Below are 25872 nucleotides of genomic sequence, written 5' to 3' on the forward strand. Positions count from 1 at the left end.
AGTAGGACATGCAGTCTATCGAAACCAAAGGACAATTGAAGGTTGCGGCGGCGCAGCGGCCGGAGCACGGTAAATACTGGCGCGGCCTGTTGGCGGAGCCGGTGGAGAAAAGCCTGTTTCATCCCGATAGGGTGAAGCCGTCGGGGGCGTTGAATCAGCGTTATGTGCATAAGCTGGACGCCGACGTGAGACAGCGTCTGCATAAGTTAAGCGGCGGCAAAACCGCCACCCGTCAGGTGGTCATGCTGGCGACGCTGGCGGAATTGCTGCGTCGCTATACCGGCTCCGACACGGCCTGTATCGGGCAGCCGTTGCAACCGGAGCAGAGCAAGCTGTCCGACTATTTGGCGCTGCGCATTAGCGTGGCGGCGAACGCAAGCTTCAAGCAACTACTGGGCGCGGCCCGTGACGCCATGCTGGCCGGCTTGGAATTCTGCGACTATCCGTTGACGGTGCTGGCGGACGAATTTGGTCTGGAAGCGGAGAAGGGCGGCAATCCCTTTTTCGATGTGGCGTTGGAAGCGCTTGAGACGCTAGACGCTTCGGTATCCAGTCAATTTCAGTGCCGGGTTATGATCAGTCATTTTGTCGATGTCGACTGTGGCGAAATCACGGTTTCCTACGACGACGGCCTGTTCGACGCAGAGAGCATTCAGCGCATCACCGAGCACTATGAGAAGTTGCTGCAAGAGCTATTAAGCGCGCCTGACGCAGAGGTCGCGGCGGCGTCCATCACGACGCCTGCGGATGAGGCGTTGCTGCAGCAGGTCAATGCGACCGAGCGGGAATATCGCCGGGACGTCAGAATCGAAACGGTTTTTGCGGAACAGGCGGCGCGGACGCCGGATGCGATGGCGGTCGTCTGTGGTCAGGATCATCTGACCTATACGCAGCTAAATGACGCAGTGAACGCCCTGGCGGCGCAGCTGCGCGCGGCCGGCGTGGCGGAAGATCAGCTGGTGGCGGTGGCGGCCGAACGCTCGACGCAGATGATGGTGGCGATTTTGGCGATTTTGCGAGCCGGCGGCGCGTATTTGCCGATAGATCCGGGTTATCCCGCCAACCGGATTCAATATGTGCTGGAAAACAGCGGCGCCAATGTGATTCTGACTCACCGTCATCTTCTGCAGTTGGATACATCTGGCTATACCGTTATCGATATTGACGAGAAAGCGTTGGGTGCAGAGCATGCGGAGGCTGAAACGGTTGGCGGCGCGGAAAATCTCGCCTACGCCATTTACACCTCAGGCTCTACCGGTAAACCCAAGGGCGTTTTAATCGAGCATCACTCCGTCATCAACCGGATCGCCTGGATGCAGAACGCCTATCCGCTAACGGTGGAGGACGTCATCCTGCAGAAAACGCCGATTTCATTCGATGTGTCCGTGTGGGAATTGTTCTGGTGGTTCTTTACCGGCTCCCGTGTCTGCATGCTGGAACCCGGCGGCGAGCGCGAACCGGAGAAAATTGTGGCGGCCATTGAGGCGCATAAGGTGACGACCATGCACTTTGTGCCGTCCATGCTGAACGCCTTCCTGGACTATGTGGAGTCCACTCAGGCGGTCGCCCGTTTGCAGTCGCTGCGCAAAGTATTTACCTCTGGCGAAGCGTTGACCCTGCATCAGGCGGAGCGTTTCAAAAAGCTGCTGCACGTCGCTAATGGAACCCGTCTGATCAACCTGTATGGGCCGACTGAGGCGACGGTGGATGTCACCCATCTTGACTGCACCGCCAAACCCGAACTGGACAAGGTCACGATCGGAAGTCCTATCGACAACACGCAGATTCATATCGTGGACAAGCAGTTGCGCCGTCTGCCTATTGGCGTTCCCGGAGAGCTTTGCATCGCCGGCGTCGGATTGGCGAGGGGATACCATGCGCTGCCGGAAGTGACGGCGGATCGCTTTGTCGCAAATCCTGAAAACGCCTCTGAACGCTGGTATAGAACCGGCGACCTGGCGCGCTGGCTCGGCAACGGCGAAATCGAGTATCTGGGACGTCTGGATCACCAGGTCAAAGTGCGCGGTTTTCGTATTGAGTTGCAGGAAATTGATGCGGTATTGCGGTCCCATTCAGCGGTGCGCGACGCCGTCACCCTGGTGCATCGCGCCGCCGGTCTGGACAAGCTGGTCGCCTATGTGACCGCCAACGGCGAGCCGGAGCCTGAGACCCTGCGTCAGCATGTGGCGGGGCAGGTTCCGGCGTACATGGTTCCGGATATGGTCATCGTGCTGGAGCAAATGCCGCTGTCGCCGAACGGCAAGCTGGATCGCAAAGCGCTGCCGTCTCCGGACAGCTATTTGCAAACTGCTGAATATACCGCGCCCCGTAACCGCACCGAGGAAATTCTGGCGGACATCTGGCGTGAGGTCTTACAGTTGCCCCGGGTTGGCGTGCACGATAACTTTTTTGCGATTGGCGGCAACTCCATTCACTTTGTCACCGTTCTCGCCAAAGCCAGAAAATTCGATCTGGAGTTCACTTTCCAGCAACTGTTCGCCAATCCCACAATCGCGACCTTGGCGCAGGCGATGGAAGAGGAAAAAGGCGAGCTTCAGCAGCACCGCTTTGAGGCGTTTGAGCTGCTGGGCGAGCAGGACCGTCAGCGTCTGCCGCAAGGCGTTGATGACGCTTATCCGCTGTCCATGTTGCAGGCGGGATTGATATTCCAGAACGAACTGACTTTCGGTACGGCGCAATATCACGACATTATCAGCTACATCATCGAGAGCCCGATCAATCTGGAGGTGTTCAAGCGCGCGGCGGATATTCTGGTCAAGCGCAATCCGATCTTCCGCACCAGTTATCACCTGGATGGCTTCGACGAGTACATCCAGATGGTGCATACGGACGTGGAGGCGCCGTTGTACTGTCACGACCTGCGGGGAATGAGCGAAGCAGAGCAGGAGCAGTGGCATCAGAACTGGCTGGCGGAAGAGAAAGCGTACCGTTTCGAATGGAATCAGCCCGGCCTGGTGCGCCTGCATGTGCATGTCCTGCGCGACAACATGTTCCGTTATGTGCTCAGTCAGCACAACTCCGCCCTCGACGGCTGGAGCATCACCCTGGTGCATACGCAATTATTCCGCATCTACAACAGGCTGCTGCAGGGCGGAACTTTTGACGAGCCGCAGGTGGACAATCACATCCGCAACTACATCGGTCTGGAAGCCCAGTCGTTGCAGTCCGCCAGTGATCGCGCATTCTGGGAGAACATGCTGGACGGCGCGACTTATACCCGCCTTCCTAAACTGGATGTCGCGCAGCCCGTGTCGGAATTGTCCGTGCTGTTCCACGAGGTGGACATCAGCAAGCAGCTGTCTGACCGAATCATTGCGCTGGCGGATCAATTAGCCGTTCCGGTCAAAACCCTGTTGATGGCGGCGCACCTTAAATTCCTGAGCGTGGTGTCCGGCGATGCGGACGTCATGACCGGCTACGAACACAGCGGCCGCCCGGAAGCGGAAGACGCCACCAAGGCGATCGGGCTTTTCCTCAACACCGTGCCGTTCCGGGTGGATGTCGACGCGGAATCCTGGGCCGGGCTGATCAAGCGCGTGTATCAGGCGGAAGCGGCGTTATTGCCGCACCGTCGCTATCCCATGGCGCGTATGAAGCAGGATATCGGCACGCAGGAGCCGCTGTTCGACACCGCTTTCAACTACACCCATTTCTATCTGTTGAAAGAGCTCCAGGAAATGCCGGAGTTCAACCTGCTGGACGTGCGTGCGAACTCGGAGACGGAGTTCGCGATTCGGGCTGAGTTCTGCCGTCACTTCTTCACTGACGATGTGAAGCTCAGTCTGCACTATCACGAGCACGCGTTCACGGCGGAGCAGGTGGAGAACTTCGCGCAGTACTACCTTACGATCTTCGAAAGTATGACCCGGAACCCGGACGCAGACCTCAGAAAACTGCCCATTCTGACGCAACAGGAACTGGCCGCTATCGCAGAGCAGGGCGCTAAAGTTCCGGTGAATCTGGCGCAGCGTTCAGAACTGAAAAGTACGGATACCGGCGTTTATCTCCTGGGAGAATCCGGGCGTTTTATCCCTGTGGGCGCCATCGGAGACCTGTACTTTGTCAACGCTGAGGCGGACAGACTGGAGACTGATGTTAACCCGGTCCTGAACGGCCTGGGATTACGACCCACTGAACTGAAGGGGCGCTATGTGCAGGATGGCGGCGTTGAGGTTGTTAACGGGATATCTGCGCTGAAGTTCCGCAAGCCTGCGTTGCAGCCGGGCAAAACCATCGAGACTGCGACGGAACAACAGGCGCCCCTGGACACGGTAGAGGCGCGCATCGCAGCGGCCTGGGCGCAGGCGCTCAAGATTCCCCAGGAGAATATTGGACGCAACGATAACTTCTTTGACCTGGGCGGCAACTCTCTGGCGGCGATGAAAGTCACCATTCTGCTGGAAGGGCTGATTTCCCTGGTGGATCTGATGCGCAACTCCACTCTGGCGCCGCTGGCGGATGTGGCCAGAAAGAAAATGCCCGCCGACGAGGCTGACATGCTGGTGGCGCTGACTCCTGATCGGAGCTCGACGCCGGTCACGCTGGTGTGTTTCCCCTATGCGGGCGGCAACGCCATTAACTTCAAGCCATTCGCCGAACGTCTTGCGGAGATGAACGCCGAGATGCAGGTTTTCGCGGTGGAGCCTCCAGGGCATAACCTGAGCGATACCGGCGAAGCGCTGTTGTCCGTCGAGGAGCTGGCGAAGAAGGTGGTAGCGGAAATCAGCGCCAACATCAGCGGCGACGTCTTCATCTGGGGACATTGCGTCGGCAGCGCCGCCGCCCTGGCCACCGCCGCTCTGCTGCAGGAAAGCGGCCGCGTCGCAGGCGTATTTATCGGCGGTAAGCTACTGCCGGACGCGGAGCGCTCCCGAAGCCTTGCGGATGAACTGGAGGCCATGCCGCTGCAGGACGTGGGTGAGTGGCTGGTGACACAGACGGGCTACGGCGATCTGAATGCATTGTCCGAGCCGCAACTGGCGCAGCTGGTGAAAGCCTTCCGTCACGACGCCTGCGGCGCCAACCGTTACCTTGCTGATCTAACAGAAAACGGGACGCCTATGTCATTGCCTCTGACCATGGTGGCGGCGCAAGACGACCCCCTGACGCCACAGTATCGGGAGCAATACCTGGGATGGAGCAAGGTGTGCGAGTCAGTCGCGTTGGTGGAACTGACTGAGGGCGGCCATTACTTCTGCCGGACCAAACCGGCGGAAACCGCCGCAGCGGTCAGCGAGCTGATGCGACTGTCCAAATGACGTTGAGGCCCTGCGCCTGACGGCGTGGGGCCTTTGTTGAGACTTGCGTATTAATAACAACTTATGAATCAAGGATCAGACATGAAACTGGCCATATTGCCATTGCCGTTTAATCTGGACGTAGCGCAGTCCATTCTCAGCCAAGCGGGAAACTGCGCGCACGAGTTTGTGTTTATCGACATGCAGGAGCGGATTGATCGCATTCCCGCTTCCTGGTGGCCGCAAAACGCCAAAGCTGTGGCGTGCTCTCCCTCTGATGTGGACGGCGTGATCAAGCTGGTGGAGGCGGAAGCCTGTACACAGGTTATCTCCACCGCTGAAGCCGGACTGACCATCGCCGCCAAGGTGCGCAAGCACTTCGGCTTTGCAGGGCATAGCGAAGACGTGGAGCTGTTCAGCATTGATAAAAGCCTGATGCGCGACACCCTGGTGGAAAAGGGGCTGTCCTCGGTTCAGTCGTTCAGAACAACGGTTGCTGAACTAGCGGAAGCATTGCTCTCCGTCGACTTTCCGGTGGTCGTTAAACCTGTGCGCCTGGGAGGAAGCATTTGTGTGCAACTGTTGTCTTCCTATCCGGAAGTGGAAGGTTATCTGGAGCGCGTTCGCAACCATCCCTATGGCGGCGATAAAACCGAGCTTACCGTGGAAAGCTATATCGGCGGTAAAGAGTTCAGCGTGGAAGGGCAGGTCTTTGATGGCCAGGTTTACTATTACGGTTTGACGGAAAAGCGTACGACGGATGCCCCGTATTTTGTCGAAACCGGCCACACTTTCTACACTCGCCATCCCCACCTGGAAACGTTCGCTGATTATTTCCAGCAGGTGTTTGAGGAGCTGAGCATGCGCAACTGTCCCTTCCATGTTGAGTTCAAAGTGGACGGCGACAAAATAGAAATCATAGAGCTGCACTCTCGCTTCGGCGGTGACTTTATTACCGATCTGATCTATTTCAGCACGGGGGCGGAAGTGTTTGCGGATCAGTTTAATTTCCTCGCGGATAAAACCGTTCCGGCTCCGATCAAGACCCAGGATCGTCTGGTCAGCATAGAATTTGTGATGGCGCAGGAAGGTGAGCTGCAGGCCTTCGCATTTCCGACTCAATTCGAAAGCTGCGTGAACGTGCTTAAGCAAAAGCAAGACGCCCGTATCGGCGACAAGATCAAGTCCAGTACGGGATTCTACGATCGCATCGGCTGGATGATCTTTGAGTCCGACAGTCCGCAAAGCCGGGACGAGCACCTGAAGCTGTTCACCCCTGTCGTGACCGTAGGTTGAAGCGGCGGCGTTATGTCCAGTCTTGAAAAAATTTGCAGTAATGGAGTCCTTTAGTATGGAAAGTGTGGCCGCAAAACCGGATGACAGCTCCGGACAGCCATTAAACTCGGAATTAAGACAAAAGCACTTCCTGGACGGCGTGAAAGCCATGTCCCCGTTTATTCTCTCCGCCATCCCGATGGCGATGATCGCCGGGGCGCTGGGGGTCACCAGTGGACTGACCGGTTTGCAGACGTTGCTGCTGGCGATGCTGGCGAACTCGGGAACCATTCAGTTTGTCGTCTACATGATGCTGCAGGAGTCTGCGAGCTGGACCGTGGTTCTGCTGACGGTGCTTACGTTGAGTCTGCGCATGATGATTTACAGCATCGTGCTGCGGGACAAAGTCAATGATATCTCCCCCGGGTGGAAACTGGTGATGGGGTTTGGCCTGATCGATGCGCTGTTCTTTATCTTCGTGGAAAAATTCAAAGACAAAGACGCGCCGGTGACGGCTCGCCAGTGGTTTTATTTGGGCGGATCGTTTTCCATTTATGCTGCCTGGACCGCCGCCACGGTGGTCGGCATTCTGGTCGGCGCCGCGCTGCTTGAGTGGGCGGGCTCCGGCGTTGACTTCCCCATGACCGCTCTGTTTGTCGCCATGCTGGCCTCCTGCCTGGTGGATAGAAAAGCCTACTGTATCGTCTCGGTCGCAGGCCTGACGGCGATGCTGGCGCATCATGCGCCATACGGATTGGGAACCATTCTGGGGACGGTTGCAGGCGTCGCCGCCGGCGTGTTGTACGGTCGATGGGTTCCGGAGAAAAACGCGGAAGTGGTTGTGGAAGAGGTTAAGGAAAGCTGAGATGGATACCTATATTCTGATTGCATTGATCGCAGTATGCGCGTTTTTGCCCCGTTATCTGCCCTGGGTGGCCTGGGCAGGGAAACCGCTGCCCCCCAAAGTGGAGAACATTCTGCGCATGACGCCGGCGGCGGTGATCGCGGCGCTTGTGGCGCCGGCGGTAGTCTTCGTGGAGAAAGAGGTGTCGATGAGTCTGCTGACGCACCCCTATTTTTTAGCGTCAGTGGCCACATTTGCGCTCATGTTGTTTACTAAACGGCTTATACTGTCCAGCTCGTTGGGCGTGGCCGTTTTTGTGCTTCTGAAAATGTTATAACCAGCCCATTCAGTTCCGGCGCCAGGCGGCGCCGCGCCGGGGCTGCCCAATGACTGACAGGCGCGTGCAATTTATCAAGGAATTTATGATGCAAGGCGATTTCAAAATAGCCGCGGCTCAGTTTGGCCCGGTGCGAGGAGATGTTGAGGAAAATACGCGGAGGCATCTGCAATTGATTGCAGCGGCGGTTGCGGAAGGCGCCAATGTGGTCATTTTTCCTGAGCTTTCTCTAACGGGATATGAGCCGGATCTGGCGAGGGAGTTGGCGTTTACTGACGCAGACTCGCGTTGGGCGCCTTTTCAGGCGGTGGCGCGGGAGCAGGGCGTAACGCTAATGGTCGGCGCCCCGGTCAGAATGGAAGAAGGCGAACCGCAAGTGGGACTGTTTGTCATCAGCCCGGAAACGCCGGTGTTTCACTACAGCAAAATGCATTTACATCCAGGAGAGGATCAGCACTTTGCGCCGGGAGCGGGCGAAAAGGTGTTTGAGCTTCAAGGCGTTGCATTGGGTCTGGCCATTTGTGCGGATACCGGCGTCGCCACCCATGCGCGCAACACGGCCGCCGCCGGCGCCGCCGCTTATTTGAGCTCGGTGTTGATTACCGCTGGCGGCTATGACGAAGACACCGCCAAGTTGCAGGATTACGCACAGACCCACGGCATGTGCGTGATCATGGCCAACTTCAGCGGCCCCTCCGGCGGCTGGGAGCCAATCGGCAAAAGCGCGGTATGGAGCCCAGGCGGCGACCTGTTGGCCCAGGGACCGCAAACCGGCGATGCGCTGGTTATCGGCGTTAAAACCGAGGCGGGCTGGTCTGGCTTGGTTAAGAGTATTTGACGGCTATAGAAGATTGCGTCCGTTAGTCGGTGGCTTACGGTATTGAAGTCACCGATAACCTGCTTGATAAACTTGTCAATTCCAAAGCAATTGCCACTACTACTTCAAAATATCCGCAGGCGTGGTGTTCAAGGAAAGTCAGTTGGGGGAGGTCCAAGGCTGCGCGCCCGAAAACAACGCGGACAGGCGCATCGCCAGGGTGTCTGATCTCGATATTCCGCCCTGGGAACTTATCCCCTAGGGCTACCGTTTTCTTCAATCGGCGCCTGATTATTTTCGTTATCAAAAAGCGTCTACAATCGGCTGTTTTGCCGCGTAAATTAACGCAGTTCACCCAGTCGGGGCAAAAATTGCGACTTGCGTCCGCCGGTTTCATCTTCTAAATATAAAGTATGGGGACTGTAACAATTCCCCAGTGCATTTCTCGCTGTAATCAGTGCTCAGGTCGTCCCTGGATGTACGTGGGACAGGACCTTATAAGAAATAAATAGAAAAGGAGACTGCTATGGCGGACACTCAGAGAACGCAGAATGTCGTTAAGCTGATGAAGGAGTATATCGAGCAACTGGAGCAAAGTGGTGAACTGGAGCGCTTGCTGGAACAGTCCCGGGCGCCTGGCGATAACGATCTGGAGTTGGCCGAACACTACAGTCGTGATCGGCGTTTTACTCTCCGTCGCATCCGAGCGCGGGGGGCATGATTACTTCATCCACCGGAAACCTGCGGGTTATGGTTCCCGCGGGTTTCCCCGCTATCTGACGCAGCTCGGCTATGTCTTCCGGAATCGCCCTGCCGTTTTTTGACGAGATTCATCAGTTGGCGCTGGATATCGTCAACGCCTCGGCGGAAGGCGACACCAAGGCGCTATGGCGCAGCTATCAAGAGCTGCGGGCCTTGTGTGAAAATAACGAATTCACCCCGAGAAATCACCCCTTTCAGTGGGAGGCTCTGGCGGACTTCACCTGCGACAACCAGCAGGCGTTGAAGATCTACCGCAAGGCGCTGCAATTCGCCACTGAACAAAATCTTGTCGACTATGCGGCTTCTATCACTTTCGCCATGGGGAGCCGGCTCTATGACGATGGCGAGCTGGACGCCGCCCGCGAGCTGCTACTGCAGGCCAACGAGTTGGCCAAATCCACCAATGATCTGGAATTGAGACGGGAAATCAGCGTGTTGCTGCTGGCCTGTTGTGAATAATCCTCCCCTAAGCCGAGATCTGAAACAGGCGCCGCGACCTGAAATAAGCGCTTCAATAGGGCTTCTTGCGTACGCCCAGGCGAAACAGCAGGGGAGAAATCCCCCAGTTAACGAGTACAAACCCTGCAAAGATCACGGCAATCTGTATCAGCGACAGTCCAAGGGCGTCCTGATACGCGGCCAGGGGCAATACGGTTTCCAGAAATTGATCCAGAAACGGCGCGCGACTGCTGGGCGTCAGATTGAAGCGGCGTTTGCAGAAACTGGTGATGAGGTCGCCCAGCATGGCCAGCAGGGCGATGGCGCAGCCGGTCAGTATGGAAAAGCCCAGCAAGGGCGCGGCCAAGGCGCTGATAAGAACGGCGGCGATGAGGCCGCGCCAGGTTTTCCCAGGGCCGAGCAGGGGACGGCCATCCTTGAAACGGGCGCCGGAATCAATGGGAAGGCCGCCTCGATCGCCCATTAGAAAGCGGGCGAACACCGGGGCTCCATTAGCAATCAGTAAGAGCAGTAATACTCTCAGTTCAAGCATAGGGGCTGCAGTGGCGATGCCTGTTTGTCGACAGTCCCTAAGAGCTTAGTCGTGAATCGCAGGCTTGTCAGACCGACGCAGCTCTCAGTCGGCGAGCAGGTGCGCCGTTTGTATGCTGTACAGGTGCTGGTAGAGCCCCTCCAGCGACATGAGCTGACGATGATCGCCTTCCTCCACCAGCTTGCCGTGATGCAATACGATGATCTTGTCGGCGTGGCGGATGGTGGAAAGACGGTGTGCGATGACAATCAGCGTCACCTCTCCGTGCAGCCGGTTAACCGCTTGCTGCACCCGCGCTTCGCTTTCGCTGTCCACCGTGGCGGTGGCTTCGTCGAGAATCAATACTTTGGGCTTGCGCAGTAACGCCCGCGCCAGCGCCACCAAGTGACGTTCGCCGTTGGACAATCTGCCGCCGCGCTCCCCCAGAGGCGTGGCCAGCCCTTGCGGCAGACGCTGCAGCATGCTTTTGAGACCGGCTTTGGCCAGGGCTTCCGTCATTTCCTGCTCGCTATAGTCGCGATCCAGACGCAGGTTGTCCGCCAGCGTGCCCTGAAACAGAAACGGCTCCTGTTCCACCAGACACACATCCTGACGCAGACTGGTCGCGGAGAGGGTGTTGAGGGGGTGGTTGTCGATCAGAATGTCGCCTTTTGTGACCGGGTAAAACCGAATCAGCAATTGCATCAGCGTACTTTTGCCGCTGCCGGTGCGTCCGACCACGCCGAGCATACCGCCGGCGGGAATATCCAGAGACACATCCTGCAATACCTGGGTTTCTCCGTTATAGCTGAAACTGACATTGCGCAGGGTGATGCGGCCGTCGGTGATCTGGTTGACGCCATCGAAACGCTCAGGCTCTGTATCCAGCAGCTCGAACACCCGCTGTCCCGCCACCAGGGATTGCTGCATGATGTTGAGGCGCTGGGTCAGTTCGATCAGCGGTTCGACGAAGCGGCCCAGATAGCTGATGAAGGCGTACAGTACGCCAATCTCCACCACGTCTTCCAGAGACTGCCTGCCGAAGAAGTACACGATGGACGCCAGGGTCGCCATGGAAAACATGTCGATCAGGGCGCGCAGCATGAGACCGTCCAGCTTCACATTCTTCACCCGCCAGCGAAAGTGCTCCTGCACTGTGCCGCGAAAGCGTTCGTTGAAACGCTTTTGCTGATTCAGCAATTGAATGATCGGCATGCCGTTAAGCGATTCGTGCAACTGCGCGTTGATGTCGCTGAGCAATGCGCGCACCCGCTGGAACATGGGCGTACTAAGGCGCTGATACATCACCATGGCGCCGACCACCAAAGGCATCAACGCCAGACATACCAGCATGAGGCGGAAGTCGAGCACCGCCATCATGATGAAAATGCCGGTGACCAGCACCACGTTGGTGATGAAGTTGGCGATCACATTCAGGAACAGCTCTTTTACGGCCTCGGTGTCGTTGCTCAGGCGCGACACCAGCGCGCCAGTGGCGCTTTTGTCGAAATAGGACACTGGACGCGACAGCACGCTTTGAAACACGTCTTTGCGCAGCTTCTCCACTACTTGCAGGGCGATGCGGCTGAAAATCAGCGGCGCGCCGTAATGCGCGAGAGACCCTATCAGCAACGACGCTACATATATGACGAACAGTTGCACCGAGCCGGCGTCCATATAGCGGCCGTGCGACAGGTAGTCGTCGATAAAATGCTTGATCAGGTAAGGCCCCAGGACATCCATTGCTGTCGCCAGCAACAGAATGGCGCAGCCGCCCATCCATAATTTCTTCCAGCTCGCGCTGGCGGCTAACAACCGTTTAAACACCCGCCACTGCATGAACCTATCCAACCCCGTACTTTGTTTATTTGATACTTATTATTAATCCGGCAGACAAATAGCTTCCTTCTATTTGTCTGCAAATCGAGTTTCAGCCGCCTCGCTTTGCTCCACGGTTACTCTTGTTTTACGACCTGATCTTGCGGCTGAACCCGGTCCAGATCCTGCTCGATTTGCTGCAGTTCATAAATCTGACTGTACCAGCCGGCCTGCGCCACCAGTTCGCTGTGATTGCCCTGTTCCCGGATTTGTCCCTGATCCAGCACCAGAATCTTGTCGGCGTGTCGCAGGGCGGACAGGCGGTGCGAGACAATGATGGTGGTGGTGTCGCGACGCGCGCCCTTCAGGTGTTGCAGGATGCGGTTTTCCGTACCGGTGTCCACGGCGGAGAGGGCGTCGTCGAGGATCAACACCGGCGCTTCGATGAGTAGCGCCCGCGCCAGCGCCAGACGCTGTTTCTGACCGCCGGACAGGGTGACGCCGCGTTCGCCGACGACGGTGTCATAACCGTTTTGGAACAACTCGATATCTTCATGCAGGGCGGCGAGCCCCGCCGCTTTTTCTATTTCCTCGCGGCTCGCCTCTGGACGACCCAGGGAGAGGTTCTCCTCCACCGTGGTGGAAAACAGGAACGGCTCTTGGGGGACGTAGGCGACATGCGCGCGAAACGCCGCCTGCTGATAACGCTCCACTGATTCGCCGCCCCAGGCCACTGAGCCTGACGGCAGGGCGTACTGACGCAGGATGAGCTTGATCAGCGTGGTTTTGCCTGAGCCGGTTGGCCCGGTTATTCCCAGTGTTTTTCCCGCCGCCAGATGGAATTGAATCTCCCGCAGCGCCGCCTGTACGGAAAGGGCGCTCTGTTCGGCGTCGCCTGCAACGGGTTCCTGATCTGGATATTGGAACTCATCGATGGCCACCTGCAGAGACGTATCCGGCAGGGATGTCAGCTCGCCGGTATCGGGAATCTGCGGCGCCTCCGCCAGCAAGCGCTTGATGCGATCATAAGCGGCGGAGCCGCGCTCGGCGATGTTCAGCATCCAGCCGAAGGCGAACATGGGCCAGATCAGGTAGCCCAGATACATGGTGAAGCTGGTGAGCTGGCCCAAAGTCAGCGTCTGTTGGTGAATCAGCCAGCCGCCATAGGTGACGGCGGACAGGAACGAGGCCCCTATGGTCAGCACAATGGTCGGTTCGTACTTGGCGTCGGTAGCGGCCACTTTCATATAGGCCTGCGTGGCGGTTTCCGCGGCGTTGGCGAATTGTCTCGCCATGGCGTCTTCCTGACCGTAGGCTTTGATGGTGCGAATGCCGGAAATGGACTCCTGACTCAGTTCCGTCAACGCGCCAAAGGAGGCCTGTGCGTCCGAGAAGCCGGTATGCAGGCTGCGGCCGAACTGATACATGAAGATCGCCATGATCGGCCAGGGCAGCAACGCCACCAGGGTAAGATCCCAGCTCAGGGTGATCATCATCACCGCCAGCACGATAACGCCGGTCAGCAAGCCGTCGAAAGTGGCCAGAATGCCTTCGCCTGCGGTCATCTGCAGGGCTTCGACATCGTTGGTGGCGTGGGCCATGAGGTCGCCGGTAGTGTGTTTGCGGAAGTACTGCGGCGACATGGTGGTCCAGTGTCGGTATAGATCCTGCCGGGTTTCCGCCGCCAGTTTATGGGAGGCGCCGAACAGGAAGATCCGCCACAGCACGCGGAAGATATAGATCAACACCGCCAGCCCCAGCAGTTCGCCTACTGTCATCATCAGGTAATCCGCATCCAGCGTCTGCTGCGCGATGCGATCCACAAACTCGCCGATCAGGTGAGGCGGCAGCATCAGCAATAGCGCCACCAGCGTTAGCATCACCACCGCCGCCAGATAGGGCGGCCAGTTGCGGAGGAAAAACCCCCGCAATTCCCAGAATATTTTCATTGGCGTTAACTGAAGTTAAATGGCTCAGGCGTACTGAGCAGGTAGAGAATGAACAACACCAGCAGAGCCACGCTCAGGCTGATCCAGAGCCAGGGCGTTTTGCGCTTTGGCGGCGCGGGCATGATTTGCTTTTCCAGATAGACGGCGAGCATGTCCATGTTGCGCTGGTTGGCTTTCCAGTAAATATCAAAGACGTCGCCAATCAGCGGCGCCGCGCCGCCGAGCACTTCCACGCCGATATTGGCGAGCATGCGCAGCAGCAGTCGTTTGGGCGCTTTGATGCGCCAGGCCTGCCACAACAGATACAGAGACAGGCAGCCGCCGACAATATCCCCCGCCAGCGGCACGAGGCCGATCAGGGAGTCCCAGCCGACGCGCACGCCTACAACCGGAATGCGGAACTGGGAGTCCAGGCGATAGGCAAGCTTCCGCAACCGGGTCAGCGTTGCGCGCTGCTCGGCGGAAATAGGCGCGTGAGGCGTTGATTCAGACATAGGAAGATGCAAATCCATCGTAATAATCGCGATCCTGCTGCGTCCATCGGTGGGCCGCAAAGATAGCCATTGTGAGGAGATACGTCGTCGCTGGCAACCGTGTTTTTCGTTTCTCGGTGGTTTGCTTTTGGCGTTGGCGACGGCACAATACGGCGGGGTGTGCGCCGCACACCGATGCGGCCTGTCAGGCGGGCGCAGAATCTAAAATCATCGCCAGTCCGCATGAGCGATTTGGCGGGGGCGGCGATAAAGCGAAACAGCAAAAAGTAAAAATAATAGGAGACCGGTATGGCGTCCGAGCAGCGCTGCAGTTGGTGTGGGAACGATCCTCAATATGTAAGCTACCACGACCAGGTTTGGGGACGGCCGGTGAAGGACTCTCAGGAGCTGTTCGCCAAGTTATGCCTGGACGGCCAGCAGGCGGGGCTGTCCTGGATCACTATCCTGCGCAAGCAGAAAAATTATGAAGAAGCCTTCGCTGATTTCGACCCGGAAGCCATCGTGCGCTTCACTGAGGAAGACGTTGAGCGCTTGCTGCAAAATCCCGGCATCGTACGCAATCGCCTGAAAGTGCAGTCCATTATCAAGAATGCCCGCGGCTATCTGGCGCTACGGGACCAGGGAATCGAGTTTTCTCACTTTCTCTGGGATTTCGTCGGCGGCAAGCCCATCGTCAATCATCTGCAATCCATGCAGCAGGCGCCCACCAGTACGGAAGTCTCCGACGCCATGTCCAAGGCGTTGAAAAAGGCTGGGTTCACCTTTGTTGGAACCACTATTGTGTACGCCTTCATGCAGGCGGTGGGGATGGTGAACGACCATATGACGTTTTGCCCTCAGCATCGCGAATGCGCGGAGCTGGCGGAGAAATTCCATCTTTGAGGCTGATTGCGTCGCTGAGCCTTTAATCCAATCGTTGTCCGGAGCTTGTTATGCTGAGTTTTCTGCCAGCCCCCCTTGTCGGTTGTCTGGCCTCCCTGTCCCTGGCGATCAATACGATATTCTGGTGTACGCTGCTGTACATCCCGGCCATTCTGAAGCTGATCATTCCGATCCCCGCGTGGCGTAGGGCCTGCACCCGCCTGATCATCCTGATTTCCGAGGCCTGGATCGCCTGCAACAGCGCCTGGATGAAACTGACTCAACGCACCCAATGGAAAGTGGAAGGGTTGGAGGAGCTGCAGCGGGAGGGCTGGTATCTGGTGGTCTGCAATCATCAGAGCTGGGTGGATATTTTCGCCATGCAGCACGTGCTTAACCGGCGCATTCCTTTTCTCAAGTTTTTCCTGAAAAAAGAACTGATTTGGGTGCCGGTAATAGGCCTGGCCTGGTGGGGGCTGGATTTTCCTTTTATGAGTCGGCACACCCCGGAGCAGATCGCCAAGCATCCCGAGCTGAAAGGCAAGGACATGGAAACTACGCGCAAAGCCTGTGAAAAATTCCGCACGACGCCAGTCAGCGTGATGAACTTTGTGGAGGGCACCCGCTTCACCAAACGTAAACACGAGCGTCAGCAGTCTCCCTACCAGAATTTGTTGAAGCCAAAACTGGGCGGCGTAGCCTTTGTTCTCAGCGCAATGGGGGAATACATTCCCACCATGGTGGACATCACCATTCACTACCCTGGCGGCGCGCCACGACTGCGGGACTTTATGTGCGGACGCGTGCCGGCGGTGGAAATGTACATTCGCCGCGTCACCATTCCTGAGGCGTTGAAGAGCCGCAATGTCGACGATGAGGCTTTCAAGCAGGAATTCAAAGAGTGGATGACGGCATTGTGGCGGGAAAAAGACGCTAAACTGACCGCTCTCAAGCAGCCAGAACAAGTTTGAGTACGTCAATGTCGCAGTCCAGCCACTTAAAGGCGGATGTATTGCTGCTGTCGGTCACCCTGTTGGCCGCAGCGGGTTGGATCTTCTCCAAGGAGGCGCTGGCGGGGTTGCCCCCTCTGTTGTTCATTGGCATTCGTTTTTTCAGCGCCGGCTTGATATTGGCGATCGTGGGGCGGCGGGCGTTAATGTCGCTGTCCGCCAGGCAGTTGCGGATCGCGTTATCCACTGGCGTGCTGTTCGCCGCCGCCATGTGCTTGTGGATCTCCGGACTGTTCTACGGCGATCATGTCGGTGAGGGCGCGTTCATCACCAGTCTGGCCATGGTGCTGGCGCCTTTGGTGTCCCGCGTAATCTTCGGAGAAAAGCTGGCGCTCGCTACGTGGCTGGCGTTGCCGGTGGCCACATGCGGGCTGGCCTTGCTGTCACTGCGCAATGGCTTGCATCTGGAATTGGGGCAATTGTTCTTCCTGGCTTCCGCAGTGCTGTTCTCCCTTAACTTCACCCTGAATACTCACATGACCGCAAAGGTGCCGGTTATTGCTCTGACCACCGTACAGCTGCTTACTGTTGGCGTCGCCGCGTCAGGTCTGTCTCTGGCGTTGGAGGAATGGCCGCAGCAGGTCAGCGCGAGCATTTGGGGATGGGTGGCCGCCAGCGCGGTGATCGCCACCAGTCTGCGTTTCTTTCTGCAGACGTTCGCGCAGAGTCTGACGCCCGTCAGCCATGCGGCGGTGATCATGACCATGGAGCCGGTGTTCACCACCCTGATGGCTCTGGTATGGTTGGGAGAAACCATGTCCGGCATGCAGATGCTGGGGTGTTTTTTGATATTCTCTGCGCTATTGATCAACCGCTGGCGCGCGGTGCGGGTTGCGTTTAAAGGATTGATGCGCGAAAACTATTAATCAGGCAGTCAAATAGCTTCCTTCTATTTGTCTGCAACGACAGGGCCTGCACATGTCAGGCCCTGTCTCCCGCGGCTTGCCGCCGCGCAGGCGCATCCATGCGCTTGGTTATTAACATGCCAATATCATTGCCATATTAATAAGGAGATACTGCGAGTGATTGAATTGACCCGGGAAGAAAAACAGCAACTGGTCGCGAAAGTAAAAGACTACTTCGCCAGCGAGCTGGATCAGGAGATCGGCGGTTTTCAGGCGGAGTTCCTCATCGATTTTTTTGTGCGGGAAATTGGTCCGCGCGTCTACAACAAAGCCCTGGACGAAGCGGAAAATATCATTCGCATGCAGGTGGAGAACATCAGCGACGCGCTGTATGAACTGCAACAGTCGCCTGCGGACTGAGTCGTCCGCAGGGCCGTTTTTAGTAGACGCTATTGCGGCGGGCGCGTTGACCGATGACCGCCAGCGCCGCCACCCGGTAAGCTTCCGCCAGGGTGGGAAAGTTAAAGATACTCTCCACGAAGATATCCACATCGGATTTGGACAGCAGCGCCATCTGCCCGATGTGTATGAGTTCAGTGGCTTCCTCGCCGACAATTTGCACGCCTAATAATCGACGTCCCTCGGCGTCGCACACCAGCTTCAGCATGCCGTCCTGATTGCCGGATATATGGCCGCGGGCGATTTCCGAAAACGGCGCCCGTCCTACGATGATCTGGCCATGGGCTTTGCGCGCTTCCTGTTCGGTCATGCCTACGGATGACAGCTCCGGCACCCCGTAGATGCCTACAGGTATCATCTCTGGCATGCTGCCCACTTCCAGCCCGATAACGTTGCAGGCGGCGCGGCGCCCCTGCTCCATGGAGGCGGAAGCCAGCGACGGCGGCCCGATGACATCGCCGGCGGCGAAGATATTAGGCACTCGCGTGCGCAATTGGCCGTCTACGGGAATCACGCCCCGTTCGTCCAGCGCCAGACCGGCGTTGTCGATATCGAGATCCTTGACGTTGGCCTCTCTGCCGGCGGCGCACAGCAGTTTCTGGGTAATGATGGTGCGGCCGTCCTCTAGCTCGGTGATGACGTCGTTGACGCCGTCGAAGCACACTTTTTTCACCACACTGTTCCCCATCCACACGCCGCCCATGTCCTGGAAGGCGTTGACGAAGTTGTCAGTGAGGTCCTTGTCGAGAAAGCCCAGCGGGCGAGGATAGCGGTCAATCATGATCACGCGCACGCCCAGAGCTTGAAAAATAGAGGCGTACTCACTGGCGATAACGCCGCCGCCGAGGACAGCGAGACTTTTGGGCAGATACAGCATGGACAGCACTGAATCGCTGTCGAAAATGTTCTCATGATCGATCGGCACTTGTTCGGGCTTGCGGGGGAACGAACCGGTGGCGATGACGACATAGTCCGTATTCAGCACCTGCTTTTTCCCCCTGACGGAGGTCACCTCCACCTCGTTCGGGCTGAGAAACCGGGCCCGGCCGTGGATGCGCTTGATGGCGTTGCGGTCGATCTGTCGGCGCATGTATTCGTCATGGGATTTCATAACGTCATCCAGGCGGTCGATCAGCGTCGCCATTTCCAGGTCTTCACTGAGTTTGAATTGGAACAGGGTGGCGTTTTTGCGCATGTTATTCACACGCAGCGCATTCTCGCGCAGTGTCTTGCTGGGGATGGTGCCTCGATGCACGCAGGCGCCGCCGAGCAGCGCGTCGCGCTCGATCAGAGCGACCTGTTTGCCGGCCTTGGCGGCTTGCACGGCGGCTTTCTGGCCGGCGGGACCGCTGCCGATAACAACGATGTCGAAGTCGCTCATGCGCGCATGGCCTCCAGTCCCTGATTCACTGTGTCGGACTGCTCATACAACTCCGCCACTTCATCAGGATACAGGTTGAGGTCCGCCATGGCTGGCAGAGCCAGCAACGCGTCTTTGTCCGGTTCACCAAACAGGAAATGGGAAGCGAACTGTTTGCCGGCGCGAATCAACTTCGCCTGATCCTTGCCATTGCCTGCTTCCAGATAGTTATCCTGATGAGTCACCGCATCAATAATCAGTTCCGGCATGCGCCAGTGCTCCAGGGCCAGACGGGCGGCGTCCAGATGCAATTCCTCTACGATGTCCAGCAACAGGTCCAGCTCAGGTTGCAGCCCTTCCGCTCCCGCCACGTCCAGGGTTTCCTGCAGCATGATGGGTTTGCCTACCGAATGCAGCAGCCCGCACAGGAATGCGGCCTCCACATTCATGCGCGCGCGCCGGGCGATTTCCTTACACCAGAGCGCAGTCGCCAGCGCATGACGCCACATGGAGCCGATACGATCTTCATAGCCGGGAGCTTTGAACATGCGGGCGTTGATGGACGCAGCCAGGGCGATATCGCGGATAGACACCATGCCGAGGCGGGCGATGGCCTGCTGCAGAGATACAATCGAAGCGTTGGGGGAGTAGGCGACGGAATTGGCGATACGCATGACCCGCGCCGCCAGCGCCTGATCTCCCTGAATCACCTTGACCAGCTCTGACGCGCCGGAGTCAGGGTTCGTGGTGATGGCGATAACTTTCTGCGCCACTTCCGGCAGCATCGGGATATCCAGATTGCCGGCCTGAATGCGTGAATCCAGCTCCCGGGTCAAGGGATCAGCGGAGGAATGGGTATCTGGCATGGGGGACTAACTCCATGTTTTATTTATTATTCAGTGTAGACTATGCGCGGACGATTGCGCTTGGAAATGAACTTGCCCCGGGGGCCGGATGGATTATTTGCTTGCTGTGTCCGATTATGTATGCTTCTGTTTTTAATTATAAAGGTGATGGATGCCTGTGCTTCGTTTCATAATGATCCTCCTTATTTTTATTATGGCTGGATGTTCAACGGACAACGGCGACGGAAGCAGATTTGAAGCGCTGATGACCGCTTCCAAGCAAGAGAGGGAAAAGGCCAGCCAGGACCTGCAAAAAATATCCAAGTCCTTTTCCGACGGCAAAGCTTCCAGAGAAAATATCAGTGAACAGGTGCTGACCCAGTTGGAAGTCAAGGTGCGTAATGGCGAAGACGCCTCTGCGGAACGCCAGCAGATCCAGGAGTTGGCGGAACAGATCAAGCGCGACTCCGACGCGGTGCTGTCAGCGGTGGACAACCTGTTCAATGAGTCCGTGAAAGCTCTGGCGCTGGCCTCCGCCGCCTATGATTTATGCGGCATAGAAGGCGAACGCGCTAACCTGGTCGCCATCGTCAGGAAAATGGATAATCACCCGGACCGCAAGTATAACGCTGAAGACGCGTACTGGAAGTTCAAGTGGGAGTTTCAGAACGAGCTGAAGGAAGGGAACGTGGAAACCGAGTGTGAGTACTTCCTCAGCCAGAAAGAAGAGCTGGAAGCCAGTTTTGAACTGGCCTTCCAGGCGATGAATTATTCAAAAAACCTGCATCCGCAGGAAGCGGGCTCAGTCTCGCCCTAACGCCGCGACGACAGGGTCAGGTCCAGCGTGTAGCTCTGGCCTGGCTCCAGCTCAATATAGTCATTTAGCAGTTTCCCGGTTTCCACGCACAGCATGTGTTTGTAGCTGTCCGGCGAGAACTGGGATAAGCGTTTACTCTTTTCTATCCAGGGGTTCCAAACCACGGCGGAACGGCTTTCGGAGGACTCCAGAACGATGAAGCGCTCCCACTTTTTATCATGGATGCGCAGTATCGCCGGCGTATCGTAGTAAATGCGATCCACCTCTTCCGCAATGTGCAGAGGGCCGTCCTGTTTATGCAGGCTCCATCCGCGCAGTGAGTCAATATAGGGCAGGTCGTCCAGGTCCAGCACGCTGACCTGTTGAATATCCGACACGGCGAAATAGGTATGCAGGGCGCAGCTCAAGTGCTTGGGCTGATCTGACAAGTTGAACGATTCCAGCTCCATTTTCATCACCGCGCCCAGTCGATAGGTGACTACCGCTTTCAGGCCCAAGGGCTCGGCGTTTAGCTCAAAAGCAATGGCGGTGCTGGTTTCCTCTTCAGTAATGCTCAACAAACGCCATAGCGCATTGCGCGCCACACCGTGAGCGGGAGCTTCCTGTATTGGGAAGCTGTTGCGCACGGGGTCCGCATTGCGTTCCAGGAAAGCAAACCAGGGCCAGCAAATGGGGACGCCCTGACGTACGGCTTCCCCTTTTTGATAAGCCACATCTGGATTGCGCCATAAAACGGGATGTTCGCCGCGGGGAGCGTAGCTGATGAGTTGGCCGCCCTGCAGGGTCAGGCTGGCGGAGCACTCGGGGCGCTCAATTTCAATCAGATCAAGCTCGCCGACGTGTTTGATCGTCACCGAGTCGTACATCCCCGCATCATAGTTTTGGCTCATATCAATCACCACTTCTAATGGGAAGCGGAGCGCTTAATACCGGGCGCGCCGCCTGCTGAGTCGTCTTTTTATAATCGTCAGTTTAATCTGCTTTGTCATCAAAGAGATAGAGGCTTCCGATCGGCAAGCCGAGGCGCATTACTTGAATAACTGCGCCATCGGTCTGAAGCGCTCGCCGGCGGCTTCTTTTTGCAGTTCAAACAGGACCATTTCCACGCTGGATGGCGTCGCGCCCAACGCCTGCATGCGTTGCAGGCCCAACTCCCGGTTGGCGGGGTCGCGGGAGGATATGGCGTCGTTAATCAAGGTGACGTCATAACCGGCTTCAATCAAATGATAAGCGGACTGATACACGCATACATGGCTTTCAATGCCGGTCAGCAACACCCGTTTTCTGCCGCTCTTTTGCAGCGCCTCCACAAAGCGGGGTTCGCCGTAACAACTGAATGCGTGTTTGGGAATAGGGCGCAGATCCGGCAGCAACTCGGATATTTCTGGAATAGTGGGGCCAAGTTTTTCCGGCAATTGCTCCATCCATAGTATGGGAATATCGAACAATAGCGCGCCTTTGACCATGCGTTGCAACTGAGAGAACAGTCTTTCTTTCTCGTGCATGAGCTGAGCGAGCTTGCCCTGGATATCCACCAGAACCAGTACGCAGTCTTTCGCTTCAAGCCATTGGTAGGCGGCGGTCATGATAGCTTTCTCCTTTCTTGGAAATCGGTGCGGACGCAGTACGGACGTAGTGCGGGTGCAATGCGAACGCAGTGCTGAATGCCGAGATAAAATCTCACGGCGTCATGGTAGGAGTATATCCCTTGCTCGCGTTGGGGGCATCCGGGTTTAGCCCCCCTGGGAGCCGCTTCGGCTTAGGCGCAGGATAAGAGCGAAGTGCTTGGGGTAGAGGAGATGAAGCCAGATTTTGTCACTACGCAATCGACGCCATTCGTCCCCTGATTCGAATTATCGGGAGTTCAGTCTGGACTTGTCGCTCTGTGAAAACATGGTGGTTTTCTATAGGTTGCTGGTATGGCAATGTCAAAATCCAGCAGACCTTAAAGGTTCTCGGGTTAATTGCATTGAGATATAACGTTAAATCTAATCCCGTCAGGATCAATATTCCCCCAGTTAGGGTTCCAAAGGTAGGGTTTTCCTTTTAAGCAAACTTTAGATGTAGGTGTCAGATTGTTGGCTAATATATTCTCTATATTCAATACGGAAGAGATCGGGATGATGGTTTTTCCAATTAACTCCTCGTCTGAAGAGGAAATTACCTCCATGTGGTAACATTTTTCACAAGCCAGCTGTAGGTAAGATGCTTCTATGCTTACCTCTTCTCCCTGTAATGAAAAAGCTAATTTGTATGTAATAATGGGCAGTGCTATTAATGTAATAATGACTAGCTTTTTCATAGTGTTTTCTGAATACTTTCATGGGTGATTACGCCTGAGATCTGCGTAGTATGAATCAGATTTCCATTTGAGTACACTGATCTTGGATTCCGCCGAAAAATATATATCGTAATCCCATTACATTAACCTTGAATGTTGGTTGGTGGTTTAATGATAATTTTGCATGTGGATTATATTTGTGAGTATGAATATGTAGTAAAAGTTATTTGCTAGTTAGTGGCGATCCCTGAATGCCAATCTTCACAGGGGGTGATCTCTGTATCTATAGAGTGTTGTTGATAGGCAATATAGGGACATGGTAGCCAAATATTAGTCAGCTCTGAATTGGCCCTATGGAATAGGTCAAGGCGGGTGTCAAAAATCTACTTGATTATCCTGAGACGTCGCGGGAAGAAATAGCAATAATATAAAGGTGGACTCTCCCTCTCAGGGATTCAGTCTCTTGTGTGTCATAATACGCGCGCCCTATAGAGGTAATAATATTTGCGCGTTCACCCAAAAATACAGTGACGTTTAATAACCCATGCGCTTTACTCCTTTTCATTCTGTGCTTTTGTTAAGCCTCTATTTTGCGGAAGGGTTTCCCGCGGGTTTGATGGTGCATGTGATTCCGCCGGTGCTGCGGGAGCATGGCGTGCCGTTGGAGTATATCGGCTTGATCAAAATGCTGGCGTTCCCATGGGTTCTAAAGTTTTTATGGGCGCCTTGGGTGGATCGCTATAACTTGTTCGACCTGGGTTTGCATCGTGGTTGGATTATTCTCGCCATTGGCATGGTCAGCGGGTTGTTGCTGTGGTTGGGGACGATGAATCCCGGGCAGCTCAGTAGCTGGTCTATTCTGCTGTTTATGCTGGTTCTGGTGAGCATGAACTTTGGCGCGGCTACTCAGGATATTGCGACGGATGGGTTAGCGGTGAAGCTGTTGCCGCCGCCAATGAGAGGGTGGGGGAACGCTTTGCAGGTCGGCGGTTACAAGGTGGGTATGATCGTCAGCGCCAGCTTACTGTTGATGGCCATTGATGGAATAGGATGGAGCCTGAGCCTGTATAGTATGGCGGCAATTCTGGCGTGCTGTCTGATTCCGATATTTCTGTTTGATGAGTGTCCCTTGGGCGACTCGTCGGCGACTGCTGAAAATATTCAGAATGTGAAAGACAAGTCGCCAGTGAGTCTGGCGCTGATCCTAAACACTTACCTGTCCTTCCTGCGCCAGCCCGGTATGATCTATTGGGTCGCTGTGCTACTGCTGTTCAAAATGCCGGACAGTCTGGCCTCTGGCATGATCAAGCCGATGCTGGTGGATAAAGGATTGTCTCTGGCGGACGTGGGTGTGGTGACGCTGATGTCCTCGTTAGTCGGCGTGGCGGCGGTTTTCTCCGGCGGTGGTTTTTATGATCGCTTCGGCCCCAGAGTCTGCCTGGTGTCGCTTTCTTTGTTGCAGGCCCTGGCGTTGGCGATGTATTCCATTGTCAGCGGCGGCGCAACGGAGATGACGGTTGTACTGGCGGTCGCTATTTTTGAGCAAATTGTCGACAGTATGGCCAACGTCGCCTTGTTCGCCATGATGATGCACTACTGCCGCAAAGAACACGAAGGCGCGGACTTTACGCTGCAGGCCTGTATCCAGGTGATCGTTTCCGGCGCGGCGGGCGTATTCAGCGGCTTCGTCGCCAAGATGCTGGGCTATGACGGACTGTTTATCGCCGCTGGAGTGATCAGTCTGCTGGTGGCGTCTCAGGTCCTGCATTACTTCCGTATGGACCCGGACGCGGTCAGAGAATGGCGCAGGTTGAAAGAGGCTCCAGCTGAGTGATGGGCGTTGGCGGCTATCGCATCAGGCTCTTCACTACCGGCGCCACCCAGCTCTTAGGAACCAGACGCGGCGACTCCACCATCATCTTGTTGAGCATCCCGTGTACTACGACGGGTTTGCCTTTCATGGTCGCTTCATAAGCCTGCTCCGCTACTTTCTCGGCAGGCATGCGGCGAATGTACTCCATTGCTTTGAGCACGCCGGTTCCCGCCTTGTCGAAAAACTCAGTTTCGGTGGGGCCGGGGCAGGATGCGGTGACGGTGACGCCCAGAGACTTGAGTTCGGCGTGAATCGCCCGCGATAGGGATAACACATAAGCTTTGGTGGCGTGGTATACCGCGAAATTGGGCCCTGGCATAAAACCGGCGATGGAGGCGATATTCAGTATGCGGCCGCCGCCTTGCTCCACCATGTCGCGGCCAAACAGTTTGCAGAGTGAGGTAAGTACGGTCACATTCAGGTAGATAGTTTCTTCCTCGAGTTGGTGGTCGCGCTCAATAAAGGAGCCGAAATAACCGCGTCCGGCGTTGTTCACCAGGCAGTCTATTCGCAGATTGCGGAAGCGCACTTCGTCGTATAACGCTCGCGCGGCGTTGTCCGTGGTCAGGTCGAAGCCGATGCACTGGCTGTCTGTTCCATAGCTCTCCTTGAGCTCTACGGCCAGGCGCTCCAGGTTGTCGCTACGGCGGGCGACCAACGCCAGGCTCCAGCCATGTCGTGCGAATACCCGCGCCAGCGCCAGGCCGATACCGGAAGAGGCGCCCGTGATCAATACCGTTTTCGCGCTCATAGTCCCAACCCCTGTCATCTGTTATGTCTGTTTGTGAGATTCCGGCATTACCTTGCTGGAAGCATGAGCCTTGACACGGACATTGAATGGATTAACTCGTTCGTAAGGCGTCGACTAGCAGTCTATCAATACAAATGACTGATGGTCATTTGTATTTTGGCCAACTCCATCAAACTTTATCTATTCGCCCTGTGGATAAGTGCTAGACTGCTTTTTTGCCTCGAATGATATTGATAAGCTTGGAGC

At 56.3% G+C, this 25872-nt stretch carries 23 protein-coding genes; 13 read left to right on the forward strand and 10 right to left on the reverse strand.

The window, feature by feature from the left end:
- Positions 1–8 precede the first annotated feature (8 nt).
- The 7 genes from HCH_RS32220 (at position 9) to HCH_RS09245 (ending at position 9752) form a co-directional block, all read left to right on the forward strand.
- Positions 9–5279 (forward strand): non-ribosomal peptide synthetase, encoded by a 5271-nt coding sequence (locus HCH_RS32220; RefSeq protein ID WP_011395936.1) that lies wholly within the window; start codon positions 9–11, stop codon positions 5277–5279.
- Between the two features lie 81 nt (positions 5280–5360).
- Positions 5361–6554 carry an ATP-grasp domain-containing protein gene (locus HCH_RS09220; RefSeq protein ID WP_011395937.1) on the forward strand — a complete coding sequence of 398 codons (1194 nt, stop codon included), beginning with the start codon at positions 5361–5363 and terminating at the stop codon, positions 6552–6554.
- Between the two features lie 55 nt (positions 6555–6609).
- Entirely contained in the window at positions 6610–7398 is a 789-nt protein-coding gene (locus HCH_RS09225; protein WP_011395938.1) for an AzlC family ABC transporter permease, read from the forward strand.
- A 1-nt stretch (position 7399) separates the two neighbouring features.
- A complete protein-coding gene (locus HCH_RS09230) occupies positions 7400–7714 on the forward strand; it encodes an AzlD domain-containing protein (RefSeq protein ID WP_011395939.1) in 315 nt (104 codons plus the stop codon).
- 49 nt (positions 7715–7763) lie between these two features.
- A complete protein-coding gene (locus tag HCH_RS09235; protein ID WP_011395941.1) occupies positions 7764–8552 on the forward strand; it encodes a carbon-nitrogen hydrolase family protein in 789 nt (262 codons plus the stop codon).
- Between the two features lie 505 nt (positions 8553–9057).
- On the forward strand, positions 9058–9252 hold the full coding sequence (locus tag HCH_RS09240) for a hypothetical protein (RefSeq protein ID WP_011395943.1): 195 nt from the start codon (positions 9058–9060) through the stop codon (positions 9250–9252).
- Positions 9253–9323: 71 nt separating this feature from the next.
- Positions 9324–9752: a hypothetical protein gene (locus HCH_RS09245; protein WP_011395944.1), complete on the forward strand. Its 429-nt coding sequence runs from the start codon at positions 9324–9326 to the stop codon at positions 9750–9752.
- Positions 9753–9804: 52 nt separating this feature from the next.
- Here the strand turns inward: HCH_RS09245 and HCH_RS09250 are convergent, their stop codons facing one another.
- The 4 genes from HCH_RS09250 to HCH_RS09265 all read right to left on the reverse strand — a co-directional run bounded on the left by HCH_RS09250 (position 9805) and on the right by HCH_RS09265 (position 14524).
- Positions 9805–10284, reverse strand: a complete 480-nt coding sequence (locus tag HCH_RS09250) for a CDP-archaeol synthase (protein WP_011395945.1) — start codon at positions 10282–10284, stop codon at positions 9805–9807.
- A gap of 84 nt (positions 10285–10368) precedes the next feature.
- Entirely contained in the window at positions 10369–12102 is a 1734-nt protein-coding gene (locus HCH_RS09255; RefSeq protein ID WP_011395946.1) for an ABC transporter ATP-binding protein, read from the reverse strand.
- 116 nt (positions 12103–12218) lie between these two features.
- Complete coding sequence (locus tag HCH_RS09260) at positions 12219–14030, reverse strand: ABC transporter transmembrane domain-containing protein (protein ID WP_011395947.1); 1812 nt, start codon at positions 14028–14030, stop codon at positions 12219–12221.
- 5 nt (positions 14031–14035) lie between these two features.
- Positions 14036–14524, reverse strand: a complete 489-nt coding sequence (locus HCH_RS09265; protein ID WP_041599393.1) for a DUF4112 domain-containing protein — start codon at positions 14522–14524, stop codon at positions 14036–14038.
- A 288-nt stretch (positions 14525–14812) separates the two neighbouring features.
- Here HCH_RS09265 and HCH_RS09270 point away from each other — a divergent pair, with 288 nt between their 5' ends.
- The 4 genes from HCH_RS09270 to HCH_RS09285 all read left to right on the forward strand — a co-directional run bounded on the left by HCH_RS09270 (position 14813) and on the right by HCH_RS09285 (position 17660).
- Positions 14813–15406, forward strand: a complete 594-nt coding sequence (locus HCH_RS09270) for a DNA-3-methyladenine glycosylase I (protein WP_011395949.1) — start codon at positions 14813–14815, stop codon at positions 15404–15406.
- Between the two features lie 50 nt (positions 15407–15456).
- Positions 15457–16356: an acyltransferase gene (locus HCH_RS09275; RefSeq protein ID WP_011395950.1), complete on the forward strand. Its 900-nt coding sequence runs from the start codon at positions 15457–15459 to the stop codon at positions 16354–16356.
- A gap of 8 nt (positions 16357–16364) precedes the next feature.
- Positions 16365–17261 carry a DMT family transporter gene (locus HCH_RS09280; protein WP_011395951.1) on the forward strand — a complete coding sequence of 299 codons (897 nt, stop codon included), beginning with the start codon at positions 16365–16367 and terminating at the stop codon, positions 17259–17261.
- A 156-nt stretch (positions 17262–17417) separates the two neighbouring features.
- Positions 17418–17660: a DUF2164 domain-containing protein gene (locus HCH_RS09285; RefSeq protein WP_011395952.1), complete on the forward strand. Its 243-nt coding sequence runs from the start codon at positions 17418–17420 to the stop codon at positions 17658–17660.
- A 19-nt stretch (positions 17661–17679) separates the two neighbouring features.
- Here HCH_RS09285 and sthA read toward each other — a convergent pair whose 3' ends face one another.
- Both sthA and HCH_RS09295 read right to left on the reverse strand, forming a co-directional pair.
- Positions 17680–19080, reverse strand: coding sequence for a Si-specific NAD(P)(+) transhydrogenase (gene sthA, locus HCH_RS09290; RefSeq protein WP_011395953.1), 1401 nt, complete (start codon positions 19078–19080; stop codon positions 17680–17682).
- On the reverse strand, positions 19077–19925 hold the full coding sequence (locus HCH_RS09295; RefSeq protein WP_011395954.1) for an HDOD domain-containing protein: 849 nt from the start codon (positions 19923–19925) through the stop codon (positions 19077–19079). Before HCH_RS09295 ends, sthA begins: the two co-directional genes overlap by 4 nt.
- A gap of 244 nt (positions 19926–20169) precedes the next feature.
- Here HCH_RS09295 and HCH_RS09300 point away from each other — a divergent pair, with 244 nt between their 5' ends.
- Positions 20170–20721, forward strand: coding sequence for a hypothetical protein (locus HCH_RS09300; RefSeq protein WP_148212529.1), 552 nt, complete (start codon positions 20170–20172; stop codon positions 20719–20721).
- Here HCH_RS09300 and HCH_RS09305 read toward each other — a convergent pair.
- From HCH_RS09305 to HCH_RS09315, 3 genes are all read right to left on the reverse strand, one after another.
- Positions 20718–21611: a D-hexose-6-phosphate mutarotase gene (locus HCH_RS09305; protein WP_011395956.1), complete on the reverse strand. Its 894-nt coding sequence runs from the start codon at positions 21609–21611 to the stop codon at positions 20718–20720. The two genes, HCH_RS09300 and HCH_RS09305, sit on opposite strands and share 4 nt — an antisense overlap.
- 138 nt (positions 21612–21749) lie before the next feature.
- The gene (locus HCH_RS09310; protein ID WP_011395957.1) at positions 21750–22307 is read right to left on the reverse strand and encodes a hydrolase; all 558 of its coding nucleotides are present in this window, start codon (positions 22305–22307) and stop codon (positions 21750–21752) included.
- A 374-nt stretch (positions 22308–22681) separates the two neighbouring features.
- Complete coding sequence (locus HCH_RS09315) at positions 22682–23023, reverse strand: hypothetical protein (protein WP_011395958.1); 342 nt, start codon at positions 23021–23023, stop codon at positions 22682–22684.
- Positions 23024–23546: 523 nt separating this feature from the next.
- Between HCH_RS09315 and HCH_RS09320 the strand changes: the two genes are divergently transcribed.
- On the forward strand, positions 23547–24836 hold the full coding sequence (locus HCH_RS09320) for an MFS transporter (protein WP_011395959.1): 1290 nt from the start codon (positions 23547–23549) through the stop codon (positions 24834–24836).
- 13 nt (positions 24837–24849) lie between these two features.
- On the opposite strand, the gene HCH_RS09325 is transcribed toward HCH_RS09320, so the two are convergent.
- Positions 24850–25626: an SDR family NAD(P)-dependent oxidoreductase gene (locus tag HCH_RS09325; protein WP_011395960.1), complete on the reverse strand. Its 777-nt coding sequence runs from the start codon at positions 25624–25626 to the stop codon at positions 24850–24852.
- Positions 25627–25872 lie beyond the last annotated feature (246 nt).

It is taken from the genome of Hahella chejuensis KCTC 2396 (assembly GCF_000012985.1).
Lineage (GTDB): Bacteria > Pseudomonadota > Gammaproteobacteria > Pseudomonadales > Oleiphilaceae > Hahella > Hahella chejuensis.

Bases quoted from the DNA above. Each gene is read 5' to 3' on its own strand.
- HCH_RS32220 (WP_011395936.1), top strand. From the start codon at position 9: ATGCAGTCTATCGAAACCAAAGGACAATTGAAGGTTGCGGCGGCGCAG.
- HCH_RS09220 (WP_011395937.1), top strand. From the start codon at position 5,361: ATGAAACTGGCCATATTGCCATTGCCGTTTAATCTGGACGTAGCGCAG.
- HCH_RS09225 (WP_011395938.1), top strand. From the start codon at position 6,610: ATGGAAAGTGTGGCCGCAAAACCGGATGACAGCTCCGGACAGCCATTA.
- HCH_RS09230 (WP_011395939.1), top strand. From the start codon at position 7,400: ATGGATACCTATATTCTGATTGCATTGATCGCAGTATGCGCGTTTTTG.
- HCH_RS09235 (WP_011395941.1), top strand. From the start codon at position 7,764: ATGACTGACAGGCGCGTGCAATTTATCAAGGAATTTATGATGCAAGGC.
- HCH_RS09240 (WP_011395943.1), top strand. From the start codon at position 9,058: ATGGCGGACACTCAGAGAACGCAGAATGTCGTTAAGCTGATGAAGGAG.
- HCH_RS09245 (WP_011395944.1), top strand. From the start codon at position 9,324: ATGTCTTCCGGAATCGCCCTGCCGTTTTTTGACGAGATTCATCAGTTG.
- HCH_RS09250 (WP_011395945.1), bottom strand. From the start codon at position 10,284: ATGCTTGAACTGAGAGTATTACTGCTCTTACTGATTGCTAATGGAGCC.
- HCH_RS09255 (WP_011395946.1), bottom strand. From the start codon at position 12,102: ATGCAGTGGCGGGTGTTTAAACGGTTGTTAGCCGCCAGCGCGAGCTGG.
- HCH_RS09260 (WP_011395947.1), bottom strand. From the start codon at position 14,030: ATGAAAATATTCTGGGAATTGCGGGGGTTTTTCCTCCGCAACTGGCCG.
- HCH_RS09265 (WP_041599393.1), bottom strand. From the start codon at position 14,524: ATGTCTGAATCAACGCCTCACGCGCCTATTTCCGCCGAGCAGCGCGCA.
- HCH_RS09270 (WP_011395949.1), top strand. From the start codon at position 14,813: ATGGCGTCCGAGCAGCGCTGCAGTTGGTGTGGGAACGATCCTCAATAT.
- HCH_RS09275 (WP_011395950.1), top strand. From the start codon at position 15,457: ATGCTGAGTTTTCTGCCAGCCCCCCTTGTCGGTTGTCTGGCCTCCCTG.
- HCH_RS09280 (WP_011395951.1), top strand. From the start codon at position 16,365: ATGTCGCAGTCCAGCCACTTAAAGGCGGATGTATTGCTGCTGTCGGTC.
- sthA (WP_011395953.1), bottom strand. From the start codon at position 19,080: ATGAGCGACTTCGACATCGTTGTTATCGGCAGCGGTCCCGCCGGCCAG.
- HCH_RS09295 (WP_011395954.1), bottom strand. From the start codon at position 19,925: ATGCCAGATACCCATTCCTCCGCTGATCCCTTGACCCGGGAGCTGGAT.
- HCH_RS09300 (WP_148212529.1), top strand. From the start codon at position 20,170: ATGACCGCTTCCAAGCAAGAGAGGGAAAAGGCCAGCCAGGACCTGCAA.
- HCH_RS09305 (WP_011395956.1), bottom strand. From the start codon at position 21,611: ATGAGCCAAAACTATGATGCGGGGATGTACGACTCGGTGACGATCAAA.
- HCH_RS09310 (WP_011395957.1), bottom strand. From the start codon at position 22,307: ATGACCGCCGCCTACCAATGGCTTGAAGCGAAAGACTGCGTACTGGTT.
- HCH_RS09315 (WP_011395958.1), bottom strand. From the start codon at position 23,023: ATGAAAAAGCTAGTCATTATTACATTAATAGCACTGCCCATTATTACA.
- HCH_RS09320 (WP_011395959.1), top strand. From the start codon at position 23,547: ATGCGCTTTACTCCTTTTCATTCTGTGCTTTTGTTAAGCCTCTATTTT.
- HCH_RS09325 (WP_011395960.1), bottom strand. From the start codon at position 25,626: ATGAGCGCGAAAACGGTATTGATCACGGGCGCCTCTTCCGGTATCGGC.